The sequence below is a fragment of the Spiribacter halobius genome, assembly GCF_020883455.1.
Classification (GTDB): domain Bacteria; phylum Pseudomonadota; class Gammaproteobacteria; order Nitrococcales; family Nitrococcaceae; genus Sediminicurvatus; species Sediminicurvatus halobius.
This window is the reverse complement of the sequence record NZ_CP086615.1, coordinates 4,089,633-4,104,354: the sequence shown is the minus strand read 5'-3', so window position 1 is coordinate 4,104,354 and position 14,722 is coordinate 4,089,633. Positions and strand designations below refer to the sequence as shown.

14 protein-coding genes are annotated in these 14,722 nt (G+C 63.1%); 8 read left to right on the top strand and 6 right to left on the bottom strand.

The genetic code is table 11. The features are described 5' to 3' along the window. Positions 1–70 precede the first annotated feature (70 nt). Positions 71–1,852: a hypothetical protein gene (locus LMH63_RS19075; protein ID WP_146205270.1), complete on the bottom strand. Its 1,782-nt coding sequence runs from the start codon at positions 1,850–1,852 to the stop codon at positions 71–73. A 744-nt stretch (positions 1,853–2,596) separates the two neighbouring features. Here LMH63_RS19075 and LMH63_RS19070 point away from each other — a divergent pair. The 6 genes from LMH63_RS19070 to LMH63_RS19045 all read left to right on the top strand — a co-directional run bounded on the left by LMH63_RS19070 (position 2,597) and on the right by LMH63_RS19045 (position 6,424). Further along, positions 2,597–2,977: a helix-turn-helix transcriptional regulator gene (locus tag LMH63_RS19070; protein WP_109679831.1), complete on the top strand. Its 381-nt coding sequence runs from the start codon at positions 2,597–2,599 to the stop codon at positions 2,975–2,977. A gap of 174 nt (positions 2,978–3,151) precedes the next feature. Further along, positions 3,152–3,976: a metallophosphoesterase family protein gene (locus LMH63_RS19065; protein WP_158280454.1), complete on the top strand. Its 825-nt coding sequence runs from the start codon at positions 3,152–3,154 to the stop codon at positions 3,974–3,976. Between the two features lie 70 nt (positions 3,977–4,046). Further along, positions 4,047–4,565: a 3'-5' exonuclease gene (locus tag LMH63_RS19060; protein WP_146205269.1), complete on the top strand. Its 519-nt coding sequence runs from the start codon at positions 4,047–4,049 to the stop codon at positions 4,563–4,565. A 14-nt stretch (positions 4,566–4,579) separates the two neighbouring features. Next, positions 4,580–5,383, top strand: coding sequence for a metallophosphoesterase (locus tag LMH63_RS19055; protein WP_109679828.1), 804 nt, complete (start codon positions 4,580–4,582; stop codon positions 5,381–5,383). Between the two features lie 153 nt (positions 5,384–5,536). Beyond that, positions 5,537–5,827, top strand: a complete 291-nt coding sequence (locus LMH63_RS19050) for a nucleotidyltransferase domain-containing protein (protein WP_109679827.1) — start codon at positions 5,537–5,539, stop codon at positions 5,825–5,827. Between the two features lie 324 nt (positions 5,828–6,151). Next, a complete protein-coding gene (locus LMH63_RS19045) occupies positions 6,152–6,424 on the top strand; it encodes a recombinase family protein (protein WP_109679826.1) in 273 nt (90 codons plus the stop codon). A 15-nt stretch (positions 6,425–6,439) separates the two neighbouring features. On the opposite strand, the gene LMH63_RS19040 is transcribed toward LMH63_RS19045, so the two are convergent. The 3 genes from LMH63_RS19040 to LMH63_RS19030 form a co-directional block, all read right to left on the bottom strand. After that, positions 6,440–7,360 carry a XamI family restriction endonuclease gene (locus LMH63_RS19040; protein ID WP_199225733.1) on the bottom strand — a complete coding sequence of 307 codons (921 nt, stop codon included), beginning with the start codon at positions 7,358–7,360 and terminating at the stop codon, positions 6,440–6,442. After that, positions 7,357–8,685: an Eco57I restriction-modification methylase domain-containing protein gene (locus LMH63_RS19035; protein ID WP_229332811.1), complete on the bottom strand. Its 1,329-nt coding sequence runs from the start codon at positions 8,683–8,685 to the stop codon at positions 7,357–7,359. Before LMH63_RS19035 ends, LMH63_RS19040 begins: the two co-directional genes overlap by 4 nt. 497 nt (positions 8,686–9,182) lie before the next feature. Then, positions 9,183–10,982 carry an IS1/IS1595 family N-terminal zinc-binding domain-containing protein gene (locus LMH63_RS19030; RefSeq protein ID WP_146205268.1) on the bottom strand — a complete coding sequence of 600 codons (1,800 nt, stop codon included), beginning with the start codon at positions 10,980–10,982 and terminating at the stop codon, positions 9,183–9,185. Positions 10,983–11,103: 121 nt separating this feature from the next. Here LMH63_RS19030 and LMH63_RS19025 point away from each other — a divergent pair, with 121 nt between their 5' ends. Further along, positions 11,104–11,820, top strand: a complete 717-nt coding sequence (locus LMH63_RS19025; protein WP_158280453.1) for a recombinase family protein — start codon at positions 11,104–11,106, stop codon at positions 11,818–11,820. Between the two features lie 571 nt (positions 11,821–12,391). Then, positions 12,392–12,793 (top strand): antitoxin Xre/MbcA/ParS toxin-binding domain-containing protein, encoded by a 402-nt coding sequence (locus LMH63_RS19610; RefSeq protein WP_109679822.1) that lies wholly within the window; start codon positions 12,392–12,394, stop codon positions 12,791–12,793. Between the two features lie 42 nt (positions 12,794–12,835). On the opposite strand, the gene LMH63_RS19020 is transcribed toward LMH63_RS19610, so the two are convergent. Both LMH63_RS19020 and tnpC read right to left on the bottom strand, forming a co-directional pair. Further along, entirely contained in the window at positions 12,836–13,084 is a 249-nt protein-coding gene (locus tag LMH63_RS19020) for a hypothetical protein (protein ID WP_109680411.1), read from the bottom strand. Between the two features lie 11 nt (positions 13,085–13,095). Further along, complete coding sequence (gene tnpC, locus LMH63_RS19015) at positions 13,096–14,640, bottom strand: IS66 family transposase (RefSeq protein WP_373317936.1); 1,545 nt, start codon at positions 14,638–14,640, stop codon at positions 13,096–13,098. Positions 14,641–14,722: the final 82 nt, after the last annotated feature.

Sequence of the window (14,722 nt, the reverse complement as noted above, 5' to 3'; positions counted from 1 at the left end):
ACTCCAGATCGGCTCAATTCTGGCCACAGCTTTGAGGATCGGGTACGTTCCATAGTGTGGTCGGCGCCTACTACGGCGGCCATGCCCAGCTCGCCCGGCCTCCTGCTCGCACGTCAACACTTGGTACGGCCTCTGCGACCGAGTGCTGCCGACCACTGTGGGTTACAGCGGCACGCCACGGTTCCTTGCAGCGATCCTGGGTTCCAATGAAGTCGTGGATAGACAGCAGTTCCAGATCGGCTTTGCCCAACCATTGAGCGAGGGCATTAGCGGGCGGTCGCGAGATCCGCTCCAAGAGCGCGATCATGCGTCTCGCTTCGGCCTTCAGGGGATCCAGGCTCGCCGACGCGCAGGCAGCTACGCAGCCGTTAGCGTCGTTAGCCCCGCAGACACCAGCATCAGAGCCTTGGCCTACATCCATGCCGGCGCCGGCGGAGATTTCTCCGTTGACGAGATTTAGGCTCCCGAGCCGCAGCCAAGGGCCGACGGCGGGCCGCAGGCCCACGGTTACCCCGGCGTACGGTGAGACGCGCAGCGTGAAGTTGTCTTCGTGCTCGTAATCAATAATATCCATTTGCTCTGGGTCGGGACCAGATATGGATTGCTTGTGGGTAGTAACGAATTCGCTTGACGCCTCCCAGGCCAGCCCCATAGTCAGGTCCATCGCCTGGGAAAACTCCCGCTCGTATACCGTCACTCTGCCCGCGCTAAGGTGAACCATGGATTCCACGCCGATTTCCAGGGTTAGGTTTGGGGCGAGTCCCAACGGGCCAACAATCGGAAGATAGGCCAGTGGGTGGCCTCCGGAAATCACTCGGCAGACCACGGTTCCCCCAGCAGTCAGGGGAAAATCTATGGCTCCGGTGAAGGCCCACAGTTCGGCGCTGCCCGTCACCGAAACTTCGAAACGCCTTAGCTCCCCGCCGTCAATCTTCACATCGGCGCGCGGCGCAAAGCTCGCCTGGAACCTGAATTGAGCTGCGTCGATAATTGGCTCCATCGCGGCACGTGCTACCTCACAATGGAACTTTGGCGCGTTACTTTCAGTTATGCGTGCCACTGGCAACAGCGGAGAGGAGCCGCCATCGGCAGTTCGAGCCGGGTACACCCCCAGTTTCTGCTCGCCGCCCTCCATCGAAAGTTCCGCGATGTAGCTTCTCTCCGGCGCCGTTACCTCCACGTCCAACGCCTCAAACGCCTCAGTTAACGCGGTTGATTCGAGGCTTAGAGTGATGGTTTCGTCCTGTTCGTCCAGGGATACCGCTTCCACACGGTTCAAAAGGCCCAGGCGATCGCCACTCACCACAATGTCGTCCTTCGCGATGGCTCGAGTCGCCGCGGTAGTCTCAAGGACTAGCAGCGGGTCGTTCTGGTCAGAACCCTCTATGCGAACGACCTGTTCGTGCGTGATGAGGTGTGTTCCCTCGGCAAGCGTCGCAATGGCAACGGTGGCTACGGCCGGTTCCGCGCCCTCGCTGCGCGCGGTGATTGTGGCAGAAGTGACGTCGTCCGTCGTTGCAATGGCCATAACGGCGTTGCTTTCACCATCCACCTGCTCAAGGCGGACCGCGTCCGGAGCGCTCGACTCGAATTTAATGACCGCTTCCCGGTTAAAAAATTCGTCCGATTGGTGGACAATAGCGCTGATCTTTGCGCGGTCGTTTTCACGCTGCAGAATAATGGTGCGGTCGGAATCGATTTCGACGAACGGACCGGACAGTGACGCAGGCTGCGCAAAGCTTACCGGCACAGCGGTCAGGGTTGCGACCAAAGTCAGTAGCGCGGTGAGCAGTCCCGCCAAAGGCATACACGACCGCTCTTCCTTTGCAGGGCTCCAATTGGGCGCGTTCATCGCCCGCCTCCGCGCTTTTCGCTGTTTGATGAAGCATAGTCTGCGGAACCTTAAAAGCTAGATAATCCGGCACCGCCTGTCAGGATGGGGCGAAATGCCAATCTTTTCTCGTTTCTGCACTGACTGAGGTGGCTGGCCACTCGCGCACGTTAAGCGCCGGAATCCGGGAGTTTGACGGGCAAAGCAGGCTCAAGGCGATGAGCGCGCGTCGCTGCCTGCATGCCAGCAGGACTATTCTGGCCAACTCCAAACGGATACCCAGCGGGCGTTTGGGCTTTCCCCCTGCGTAGTGAAAGCCCCGGTAGCTTGATGCTATCCATGGTCACCGCAGCCGAGGCCGTGCAAGTCCCTGCCACGTGCCTGACCCTCGACAACGTCAAGCGCGACCCGTCAATTCAGCCCGGGACATATCGGCTGCCCTGAGAGGCGAGCCTCGTCCGCTACTGAGGCCTGGAATAGCGCCCTGACCTCGGCCCGCCGGAGCTCGAAGTACGGGCGACGTCTTGCGGCCGCCACCTAGCAGTAGCGCCTCTCAGATTCAAAAGGCGAAGCAGCTGGGCCCTGTTTGGCTAGCGGTCCACGATCGTGCCGGCAGGAGCTGATGTCGCAAATGTGCTACGCTACTCCGTAACGTAGAGGGCCACGTCGCCGAGCCGCCGGTGAGGTATCCGTCACATACGCAGCGCAGGCGCGGTCAGGAAGCGAAGGCACACAAGCCAGGCGCTGCACGGGGAGGGGCTGGTGATGGCCGATGAGGTGCGTGGGTTGCTCGATGAACTCGCCGAGCGCCCGGAGAATCGTGACGCCATGCGCCGCGCGTCGATGGCCCTCGACCTCGGGCACTTGGCCTTCAGGATGCGCGAGGCGAGTGGCCTGACGCAAAGGCAACTGGCTGAGCGCGTCGGGACCAGCCGCACTGTGATCTCTCGCCTGGAGGGCGGCAACGCCGGCCGCGTCCCGGGCCTTGATCAGATACAGAGAATCGCGGAAGCCTGTGGCTTTGAGATTCGCCTCGAGGCTGAGCGGGTCCGCTCCGAGGCGGGGGCACAGAAGCGGAAGACCGACCTGAGTGTCGTGCTCGCCAATGCCGAGCCCTCACGGACCGATATGACCGCGCAGCGCTAACGCCGGTGGCGAGCGCACTGGCAATTCGAGCCTGGTGCCGAGGGGTATTGCTGGATCGTCTGGCGCGTGGGTGGCGCTGCTCTCGAGCCCGCTCGATAACGTCCACGAGGAGTCTGGCATTGGGACTTCAAGACTACCTGATTGGCTCGCCGGCAGGATGGAGGACAGTGCGAAGTGGCGGTTGACCCTGAGCTGCTGAAGACGGTGTTCTTCGCTGGTGATCCGCATGGGGACTTTTCGGGGCTGAATCACGCGGCGTTGTCACACCGCCCGCGTGCCATGTTCATGCTCGGGGATTTCGAGCTCGAGGCCAGCCTCGATGACATGGTGCATGAGGCGGCAGCGGTTACCGATCTGTGGTGGATTCACGGCAACCACGACGTGACCCGAGCGCACCACTACGACTATCTCTTCGGGTCGGGGTTGGCACACCGCTGCCTATCGGGTGGCGTGGTGACCATCGACAATCTCCGGGTTGCTGGCCTCGGGGGGCATTTCCTAGGTCGGATCTGGCATCCGCTCCGGGATGAAGGTCGACCGCGTTACCGCACACGCGAGGAGTACCTGGCGACGGTGCCGATGCAGGAGCGCTGGAACGGCGGGCTCCCACGCAAGGCGCGCGCCGCGATTTTCCCCGAGGATGTTGAGGCGCTATGGCATCAGCGTGCCGATGTGCTCATCACGCACGAGGCGCCGTCCTGCCATCCCCACGGCTTTCGCATCATCGACGACCTCGCAGAGGCAATGGGGGCAACGCTCATCGTTCACGGCCACCACCACGTTACCTACGGGGTCACGTACCGCGAGCGCCCGCTCACCGCCCTTGGCGTGGGGCTCGGCGCTGTGATTGATGGACGCGGGTGCGTCATCGTGGAGGGAGGCTTCGATCCCGAGGCAGGTGTGGAGCTCGCAGCAGAGTACAGGCAGCTCCGTGACCGTCCGAGTGGCGAGCTCTGGATCCCGGAAAGTCCCGAGTGCTCGGCCGGGAAGACGCCATGAAGGCAGCACTCGCCGAAGGGCACGAACTTATCGTCGCCAGCGCATTGGCGGCCTCAGGTGACTCACGGCCATGAATCCCAGCAGCGCCCTAGGACTTCCGAGCTTTATCGACTTCGAGGCATCCGGACTGGACCCGGAGAGCTACCCCGTAGAAGTGGCGTGGTCAGCCCCGGATGGAACCGTTACGTCCTATCTGATCCGTCCCGCATCCATGTGGACCTACTGGGACCCCAACGCGGCAGATATCCATGGTCTCAGTCGCGAGACTCTCGAAGCCGAGGGTCTACCAGCGGAGATTGTTGCCTACCGGCTGAATGCGGCGCTTCGGCCAGTGGGGGTCGCATTCAGCGACGCCTCGGCATTCGACGCATTCTGGTGTGAAACGCTCCTAGAGGCCGCGGGTTTGGTGCCGGAGTTTCGCATTGCGCCCGCCATAGAGGCATTTCCCGGCACCAGGCTCGCTGAGCTGGAGGGATACAGGGAAGCGGCTTACCGGCGCATCGGCGGCCGCCGTCATCGCGCGGGCACGGATGTCCGCGCCCTGGTGGAAGCACACCGTGCGGCTTTCGGTTGCATGGACGCCGAGTGAGGCGCTGGCGGGGTATGGAGATCCGCTATGTCAGTGACCTGCATCTCGAAGTCAGTGGGCGGGGGCTCAGACGCCATGACCCGCGCTTCGAGCTACCGGTTACCGAGGCCGATCTTGACCGCGTCCTGGTGCTGGCGGGAGATATCGACGTCGGCGAGTGGGCCGCCCAATTCGCATTGCAGTACGCCGGGGCCTTTCGCGCGGTCGTGCTCGTCGCCGGCAATCACGAGTACTACGACGGCTCAATCCCGCGCGTTGTCCAGAAGCTGCGCGATGCGGTCGCCGCCGAAGGCATAGGCAACGTCCATGTCCTCGAGCGCGGTTTCGTAGAGATCGGAACCGTGGTGTTTATCGGCGCGACGCTATGGACGGACTTCCGCGGCGGCAAGCCGCTGGCCCTCAAGGCGGCGCAGCGGGGCATGCGGGATTTCCGCCGTATCCGCCACGGCCCTCCCGCTGAGCCTTACGCATACCGCTTTCGACCGCGGGATGCGCAGGCCCTTCACCTGAAATCCACCCACTACATCGAGCGCGAGGTCACAAGCGCTCGCGAGCGAGGGATTATCCCGGTAGTGATCACTCACCACGCCCCTTACTATCCCGACGGGCCTTGGGGGCCGCAGATTTCATTCAGCTATGGCTCTGATTTAGGCGAGGTCATCGCGCGCGTGCGCCCAAGCCTATGGATCCACGGGCACACCCATGACACCGTCGATACGTACGTCGCTGGATGCCGTGTCGTGTCGAACGCGCGCGGCTATGGTGGCATTGCGGAGAATGAGCGGTTCGACCCACACCAATACGTCCGAGTGCCGTGAATCGGCTCGAACCCGGCTTTTCGGATGGCGGCCGATACCTTATCTGATCGCCAAGGCGCAATGCCGGCTCTGTTGAGGTGACATCGCATCGTGCGGCACTCATATCCGAGCTATCAGGCACTCAAACGGCGGCGCGCGAGGGCTCGCCGGGAAGTGGCGATTCGCTTCGCGAGCGAGGCCCTCGACGTGCTCGAAGGTATGGGCGCGACGGCCTTTCTTACGGGCTCCCTTGCAGAGGATGAGGATCACTTCCGCACCGGTTCGGATATCGACATCCTCGTCACGGAACGTCCTAGAGGCGTCACCCGCGAGACGCTCTATTGCCGTGTCAGCGACCTCGAGTCACCTATCCGTATCGATCTGATTTTTCTCGAAGACCTTATAAGGGAGCACGTGCGGAACTCATTGCTGAGGAAGGCCCGAGATCGAAATCGGGCGGAGTGAACGAACCGGCGGAATCCAATAGTGCTCGCCCGGACTGCCACGAGTGGAGAAGGGGACGGAATCCCAGTGTGCCCTTGGCCCTGAGCTGGTGTACTGCCTCGGAGACCTCGAGTCCCACGAGCTAATGGCCTGGCAGTGGGGTGATTGGATTGTACTGCACCGGCCGATCCAGGATGAGGTGCCGGAGCGCAACTCCGCACGGATGTGCACTCTGGCAAGTCTACCGAAAGCCCAACATCTTCACCGGGGCGGGGTAACTTCAGGTCAGCTCGAGCACGCTGCTCCACAAGAGTTACTCCCCTTGCTTGCACAGGAGTACGTGGCATGGCTGAAAAGGCAGCGCTTTACCTGCGCTCGACGAAAGATCGGCACGATATCAGCGTCGAGAGCCAGCGAGGCGAATTAACGAACTACTGCCGCAGCGGCGGTGCTACGGTGGTCGCTACTTTCGAGGACAGGGTGCAATCCGCAAAGACCGACCAACGCCCAAGGCATTCAGCTAATGTGTTGAAAGTTGGCTTAGCCGAGCAAAAAGGCCTCCGGCACCAAAAAGTGTCGGAGGCATTGCTTTATCTCTCAGGGGCGTTTGCCCCTTGATGCGGGTGTTGGCGCCTATCCTTGACGTGTCTTTTCTATGAACTCACCCATCTTGCCGAGATCGTGAGCCCAAAACAGGGTCAGGTGACTCTCTTGAGCCTGGATCAGGTTCAAGACGTTGAACACGCCTGATAGAACTGCCACTGGCACCACCTGATTCTCGCCGAGCTCGCGGCGCCAGATACCTGCCTTTACCGCAGCGTCGTTGTTGACACGCTTAACACTGTTCGTCGAACTGTTGGAGACCTTGCACTCGACTGGCATCAGGCGGCCGTCATAGAGCCGGACGGGTATGTCTGCCTTCCTAGACCCCACGAGACACTCCGAGCAAAATTCTCCGACACTTGGGGCGTCTGCGAGCGTACGAATCGTCCGCGAAGAAACTTCTTGGAAGCCAATGCCGCGCAGAAAGTTTTTAACGCCGCCCTCCTGCTTGTTCTTTCCATCGTTGCGCCGAAGCGTCGAGACACGTTGCGCGGTTATCAAAGCTGCGGACGTGAGGACTGCGGCCCGCTTTTCGGCGTCTGTCGGTTGACGGTTATCAACCACCCAGGGGAACCGTTTGGAGTCAAGCGCCTGAACGATTGTGCTTAGGATGCGCTCAGCGGCGTGGTTATCCTCCTTGATTTTGCTCGGCGCCAATGAGGCGTCCGCTAGGACCTTCAAGTCGTCCTCCGAAATCGGTGGGCCAGCAAGATATCGCAAGGCATCGCCTAGATTATCCTCGAAAACCCTGGCGACCTGATCCGCGGTCATGCTCTTGAGGTCGAGGGCGCCATGCTTTTCGAAAAGCGTCCGGAACTGAGCCTCATGCGCATCAAAAGTCTTACGCCATATTTCAACCGGCTCGTCGAGGCGCTCGTGGCGAAATAGCGCTATAGAGCGGTCAACATCAGCCTTGAGGTCCGAATCGCTCCATCTGGGTGGTTTGATCATGCCGTTAGTTGTTCTATTGGTGGAATAGCAATTCGTTCGAGTTCTTTGGGCTCAAACTTGGTAAGCCCTCCGGCGTATGTGCGACCAGAATGGACGCCGACATTCTCTCTGAGAAATGAAGCTATCGCATCAAGTGTTTCGCTCGACAGATTCTCTCTGGGGTACAGGCCATGGGCAATGTTGATGTGGCGAGCCTCGCACTCATTGCGCACAAAGGCCGGCGGGCGTCGAGCCATGTACGTGCATAGAATCGGAGCAGCTGGTTTGAGCCCAACTGACCACCAAGCTGGCCGATGGCGTGCAATGTAAGACTGGTCTGCGCCCTGTTTCTTTGCCCAGCGCAGAAACCGCATCACCCTCTTGCGCTCGTCAGCATCCAGATCATCGAGATCCTGCGGGAGGTCCACGATCCGCTTGAGGTGACGTGCATCCGACAAGACGTTTCCGGCGCCTATCAGCTCCTTGGCCTTCGTAACCGCAGGTGTGAGAAGCCGCGTAGGCAGTTTAGAAGCTTCCTCCCCTGCAACCCAAACGCGGTTTCCACCAGTCACCTGCCCCCGGTGAACCCGGCAGATCTCGCCAAGCTCCACAAAGCCCGCGGGTGGCTTAGGCCCTGGGCGTATGATCGCCGACCAGCGACTGGTGCCGGCAAGCTTGTCCCAGGAGATACCCCGTCCGCCGGATAGCCCATTGAGTTTTGCTGCTGAATCAACATTGCGAACACGGAATTTGTCCGCTTTCCGCCCAACCTTGAAGCATGCTATCGCGCCCGTCGTCGTCGCATCGGCGAAGGGCAAAGCCTTCGGGTCGAGAACGTGCAGCGCAATGCCGCCCAGATCCCGGCTCAGGAGCTGGCGCAGCGAGTCGCCGTAGTTCACGTCGAGCCACTCGGACGAAGTGATGAATGCACCTACATCGCCGTTTTGAGCCAGCTGAAGCGTCCGCAGGTAGAAGTGGATGTGCAGCCCGGCGAGCTTGCTCGCCTTTATACCGTAGGTTGCCGCACTACGGGCAAACCACTCTTTCCATTCTTCGGCGATATTGTGGTGTCGGACATACGGCGGGTTCCCGATGAATAGCGTTTGACCCTCAATCTCCTCGATCACGGCCTGCCTGTAATCATCCTCGATGACGGTAACCCGATCCTTCATGCCGGCAGCCGCTATATTCGCCCGAAGAATGCGCACGGCAAGCGGGTCCGGCTCTATGGCCACTACGCTTGCCTCGGGGAAAACGCGGGCCGCTTTGAGCGCGAATCGTCCGGAGCCTGCGCCCGGATCTACAACGCGAGCGGGATCTGCGTTCTCTCGCGCCCATCGGAGCATCGAGTCGATAATCGGCCATGGCGTGTACGTCGCTCCCGCCCCCCGCCGCGCCTCCGGAGAGCGAATGGCGCAGAAGGCATCGCCGAGCGGGTCGTGACCAGCGGCTATCTCCCTCTGAAGAGAGTGGAGAGGATCCGAGCCATCCCTTGCCCAGCGGCCCTCGGAGCCCATTGAATACAGATGCTCTGCAGCCTGGCCGAGCTCATATTCTGAGTGAATGCCTCTCATTCGATGCGCCTATTTCCGAGACCTTTGGTATGCAGACCACATCTCCTCGAAGAGGTCATTCAACTTTAACCCCCGCGTGGCAGCTTCGGCCTTAAAAGCTCTGGCGAGCCCAACGGGCACGCGGATGCCTATTACCTGAGACTCCTTCGAGGTTGTTTCGGGCTTGGTCTGCGCCATTTCCATAGTCCCATTTTGTCGACAAGTCGACAACTTGTCAAGGCGGATTCTGCGCCGATCACGGCTATCGACGCAGAGAGGAAAACATATTTCTACAGTATTTTTCGCAGCTCAACCGGCCCGCGAGCAAGCCCCAGGTCCATGGCGGGCGTGTTGCCGCGGTTGCGGTTGGGCGCCTCGCAGTAGTTCACGTACACCCGCAGAAGCTCCAGGAGCTTGATGATCATCTTCGGGTTGTAGGGCGCCCTCCCGGTCCAGATACGGCGATTGCCCGCTGCCGTTGGGACGCCGCGCTCAAGCGGTGATAGTCGACGTCGGGCGCGCTGGAGAAATCGCTCGGTCGGCAGCAGTGAGCAGTGCAGGAGTATCTCCGCCAGGCGCTCCAGGTCCTGCTCCGGACGGGCGGTCTGATGGGAGAAAGTCTTTTCAACCTCCCCACTCGAACCCCATGGATACGGCGTCCAGCGATCGTGCCAATGGCCCTGTTGCTGGGAGTTCGCCTGCAGCGCGATCTTCAGCAGCTCGATCTTGCCCCGCCCGACGCTGCCCCACTGCTGTCGCGCCTCCTCCAGAATCTCGTCTCGTTCCCGCGCGGCCGCCTCTCGCTCCTCACGCGTCGGCGCGCCCTTCACCTTGGTGTAGAAGAGATGACTGCGGTTCGCGAGCACCCAGTCGTGAAAGGCCGCCATGTAGGCGGCTCGTATGCCGCTCTCCTGGTCGACGAAGAAGTGCGCCTCATCGAAGGCCTCCAGCCAACGACGCAGCAGGCTGAAGTGAGCGTAGAGGACGTACTCTTCCCGGAGCTGCAAGCCTTCGTCCGGAAGCTTTGTCTGCGTGTCGAGCTGGTCGCTTGGGGCCTCGACATCCCAGCGCTTGAGGGCCTGTCGGTAGATACGTCGAACGTGCGCCAGAGGCTCTTTGCGGAGCTGTGCCAGCGTCTCCTGGGGAATGGCGTCCTCGCGCACCCGGAAGATGCCCTCCGCGTAGTCGTCGAGGAGCCAGTAGTGCGGGAAGCGCCGCCAGATGCCCGGCATCTGGGGATCACCGAGCAGCATGGCGATCTCATTGACCTGTGTGACGTCGGAGCGAGCGTCGTAGTTCAGGTGTACCGGAAAGACGTACCCGGAGAGCACCTCAGTGGATACTATCGCCCGCAGTACCGTGTTGCGCTTGTCGGCGCGCAGGCGCCAGTTGAGCGTGTAGGACTGCCGGTCTGTGGCGATGTAGAGATCCCCGCGTCCGGCGGCCTTGGCGCCGAGTTGGATCTCACGCTCCGCGGCGAAGACCAGGCACGCCTCGTAGGCGCGGTCTATGATGTCGTAGATGGTCTGCGGGTGGATCGAAAATATTTCGATGATTCGATTGATGGGCATCGAGTTGAGCAGCGCCTTCACGACCTGCTCGGTCCGGTAGGGGCGCTCGCCGGCGCGCTGCGGCCGGCGCCTTCCCTGCGTGACGAACGTCTGGCCGCAGGCGCGGCAGCGAAAGCGCGGGGTGCCCTGTCGGGTCTTGCCGTGTCGGTAGTACGCGTCGGGCGTGGTGCGCAGATCGACGCTGGTGTTCTCGCACTCGGGTTGCGGACAACAAAACGTCTCGGGCCGCCACGTCAGGATGTCGATCGTGTCGACGACGCCGGCGTTGCTCTTCAGTGGGATGGTCTCGCCGCAGGACTTGCAGCGGACCGAGGGCGGGATGGACTTGGCTTTTTCGCCTATCCGCGGCGGCCGCGAGTTAGCTCCGACGCGGGTGTAAGCGGGGTCCTTGCCTTTGTTGCGGGCCGCAAGGCCAAAATTCTCGCAGACTGGGTTCTTGCAGTGGTTAACCTGGATGCCTTCGACCGCTTCCGGGACACGAACCTTTCGAGAGTCTGAGCCGGATTTTTGGCTGGCCAATGTGAAAGCCCCCTATACCCAGAGCCCGAGTATAGGAGGCTTTTGATGGGCCCGCCAAGACATTTTCAACACATTAGCTGAATGCCTTGACCAACGCCCAGGCTTCCAAGAGATGATTGCCGTGGCGAAGTCCACGGAATGCCCGTTCACGCGCGTTTACTGCCTCGACACATCGCGGTTCGCCCGGTCGAGCCTCGACGCGAAGATCTACAAACACCAGCTGCGCAAACTCGGCATCGAGGTCGTCTTCAAATCCCTGCCAAAGACGGATTCCTACCTCGACTCCCTTATCGAATCCATGCTCGAAGCGATGGACGAGTTCCACTCACTCAAGTGCAAGGAAGACGGTCTTCGCGGGATGCGCTTCAACATCCAGCGCGGCTGGCGGGCCGGCGGCAGGGCGCCAACGGGCTACCGGATTGAGCGCGAGGTGATCGGGACACGAGAAGGTCAGCCGATCACCAAGACCCGGCTTGTCCGTGATCCCCTCATGTTCCCAAAGATTCAGTGCTATTTGCGAGGTCGGCTGCGCGGCCAAAGTCGGGCCACGCTTCGTCGGGAACTGGAACTTCCCTTGCAGCAGTCGACGATGTTCAACATCGAGGAGAACGCCTTGGTCTATGCGGGGCATCTGGTGTGGAACCGGCACGCCGAAATCGTTGACGGCTCCTACGTCGGCAAAACACGAATGCGTCCCCGCAGCGAGTGGGTGATCCATGAGAACGCGCATGAGGCCATGATTACGACTGGGGAAGCTGAGCAGATCATGGCGTTGCGCGAGGCTTCACGTCGAACTCCCAAGCGGTCAAACACGGCATCAGCTCGTAGGTGTAGGTGAGGCGGTCGTGCTGGTGCTCGGGCCCTGCTGGAAGGTTCTCGCGCCGTGTCAGATGCTCTAAGGCCTCCCCCTCAAGCTGTGTGGACTTCCCCCACCGTTCGTGGAAACGGGGTAGAACCCGCGGCGCTGCGCGGCGCAGGCGTGCGAGTGCTAGACGGATTGGTCGGTATGGCTGGGGGTGGCAAGGCCAGCATGGTTGGTGATGCGGCCCGGGTCCGTCTTGAGCGCACCCGTTGTTACATTCTCCCCCTCGACCTCAGCACAAGCCCGCGCGAACCCTATGGATCGCCCCAGCAGGTCTCCTCCAGTGCACTCCCTGGGCACACAACACCTAGTTGCGTAACAGGCGGCAAGCCGACGCCTTAGAAGCCAGCATGTCGACTGGTTCCGTCATCGAGGCGTAGCTCATCCGTGCAACGCGGCAGGACTGGTGGCTGCACCACGGGCAGAAGTGACGCGGGGTCACCGATGGGATGTGCCGGCTGTCCAGACGTTGAATTTGCACCACCGCACAGGAAGCGCCAACGTAGCGTGCGGACTGGGCAGCGATCGACGTCGGACGGTGGTGGCAATGGGCGTTAGGCGCACACACGGAACGGACCTCGCCTATTTCCTAGGTGACCTTGATGGTCTCGAGGATGTGGCGTTGGGCGAGGTCGACTGGCGGGTATTCTACCAACTCATCGAGAAGGGGGTCCCCGTGTCGAGCGCCGCTCGGATGCTAGGCCGCGTGGGCGCAGCCGCATTCGAGAAATGTGTCATCTCGAGGAGCACACTCCGGTCGAAGGCTCGCTCGGCAAGGCTGTCGGCTTTCCACTCGGAGCGGGCTCTGCGGGTGGCCCGCGTCTTCGCCCGAGCCACCGAGGTATTCGGCGACCGCAGTCGCGCCGTGATCTGGTTGACGCGAGCGAACCATACACTCGACGGAGCCGCGCCTGCTGACCTGTTGCGTAACGAGGCAGGAGGTCGTTAGTAAGCGTACGACGACCACCCCTTGCGCAGGCCGGCGGATGGTCTAACGCGGCGGGTTGATCTCGTCGGTGCGCTCGCCTTCCTCGAGCGCGAGGTGGACGGCGGCGTCGAGCCGGCGCAGCAGCGCGGCGAGGTTCTCACCCCGGCGACGCCGCAGCATGGCCAGGGCGTTGTGCTCGTCGTTGGCGATGGCGACGACGCCGACCGGGTCGAGGTGGCCGACCGTGATCTGGCCATCCTCCTCGATCAGGGCCTCGATGTTCGGCAGTGCCGGTGGCGGGGGCTCGGTCATGGGATCTTCGCTCAGGCAGCCTGACGGCGATGGTCGCCCAGCTCGGCGGCCAGGTTCCAGGGCAGCAGCGCGTCGATCTCCCGGATCGGATGCTCGGCGATGCGCTCGAGCACCGTACGCAGGTAGGCGAAGGGGTCGAGCCCATTGAGTCGGGCGCTGCCGATGAGGCTGTAGATCAGTGCGGCGCGCTCCCCGCCGTGGTCGGAGCCCATGAACAGGTAGTTCTTGCGCCCGAGGGCGACCGTGCGCAGCGCCCGCTCGGCGGCGTTGTTGTCGATCTCAAGCCGCCCGTCGCCGAGGTAGCGCGCAAGCGCCTCCCAGCGGCCAAGGGCATAGCCCGCTGCCGCGGCGAGCGCGGATTTTGCCGAGAGCGTGCGCAGGATCTCCTCGAGCCAGGTTCTGAGCCCGGCAACGAGCGGGCCGGCGCGGGCCTCGCGGGCAGCGCGGCGCACCTCGGCCGGGCGGCCACGGATCTCGGCCTCCAGCGCGTAGAGCGCGCCGATGCGCGCGAGCGCCTCGCGCGCGAGCGGCGAGTCGGTGGCCGCGGCCACGTCGTGGAACTTGCGGCGCACGTGCGCCCAGCACGCCGCCTCCTCGATGCGCCCGCTGGCGTACAGCGCCCCGAAGCCGGCATAGCCGTCGGCCTGGAGCGTGCCGCGGTAGCCGGCCAGGTGGCGCTGGGGGTGGATGCCCTTGCGGTCGGCGCTGTAGCGGAAGACCACCGCGGGGGCGGCCGCGCCGCCCCAGCCGCGCTCCTCGCGCACGTAGGTCCACAGGCGCGCGGTGCGCGTGCGCCCGCGCCCGGGATCGAGCACCGGCACCGGCGTGTCGTCGGCGTGCAGGCTCGCGCCACCGAGGACGTGGCGCTCCAGCGCCTCGCCGAGCGGGGCGAGCAGCGCGCTCGCCGCGCCCACCCAGTCGGCGAGCGTGGAGCGCTCGATGGCAACGCCCTCGCGGGCATAGATCTGCGCCTGGCGGTAGAGCGGCAGGTGATCGCAGTACTTCGCCACGAGCACGTGGGCGAGCAGCCCCGGGCCGGCGAGCCCTCGGGCGATGGGCCGCTCCGCAGCCGGCGCCTGCACCACCGCCGCGCAGGCGCGGCAGCGCTGCTTGGGGCGCACGTGGCGGATCACCCGGAAGGAGGCCGGTACGTACTCGAGCACCTCCGAGACGTCCTCACCGAAGGTGACCAGCACCCCGCCGCAGCTCGGGCAGGCGCAGGGGCCCTCATGGCGCTGGGTCTCACGCGGCAGGTGCGCCGGCAGCGCCCGCGGGGTGCGCGGCGCGCTCTGCCGTGCCGGCTTGGTGGCAGGGGGAGCCGCCACCGCTTCCCCGGCCGGCTCCCCGCCAAGCGCCTCGATGGCGAGCTCGAGCTGCGCGATCTGCGCCTGCAGCCGCTCCGAGGAGCGCCCGAACTGCATCCGGCGCAGCTTCGCGAGCTGCAGGCGCAGCCGCTCGAGCTCCTCGGCCTGGCGGCGCACCGTCGCCTGCGAGGCGGCAAGCTCCGCGCGGCTCGCGAGCAGCAGCTCGCGCAGCGCCGCGGCGTCGACGGGCAGGGCGTCAGGCGGATGGGGAGTGGTGGATTGCACCGGCTAATTATACCCGGGCAGATCGGCCAAGTCGCTCTTTTTCGGATCG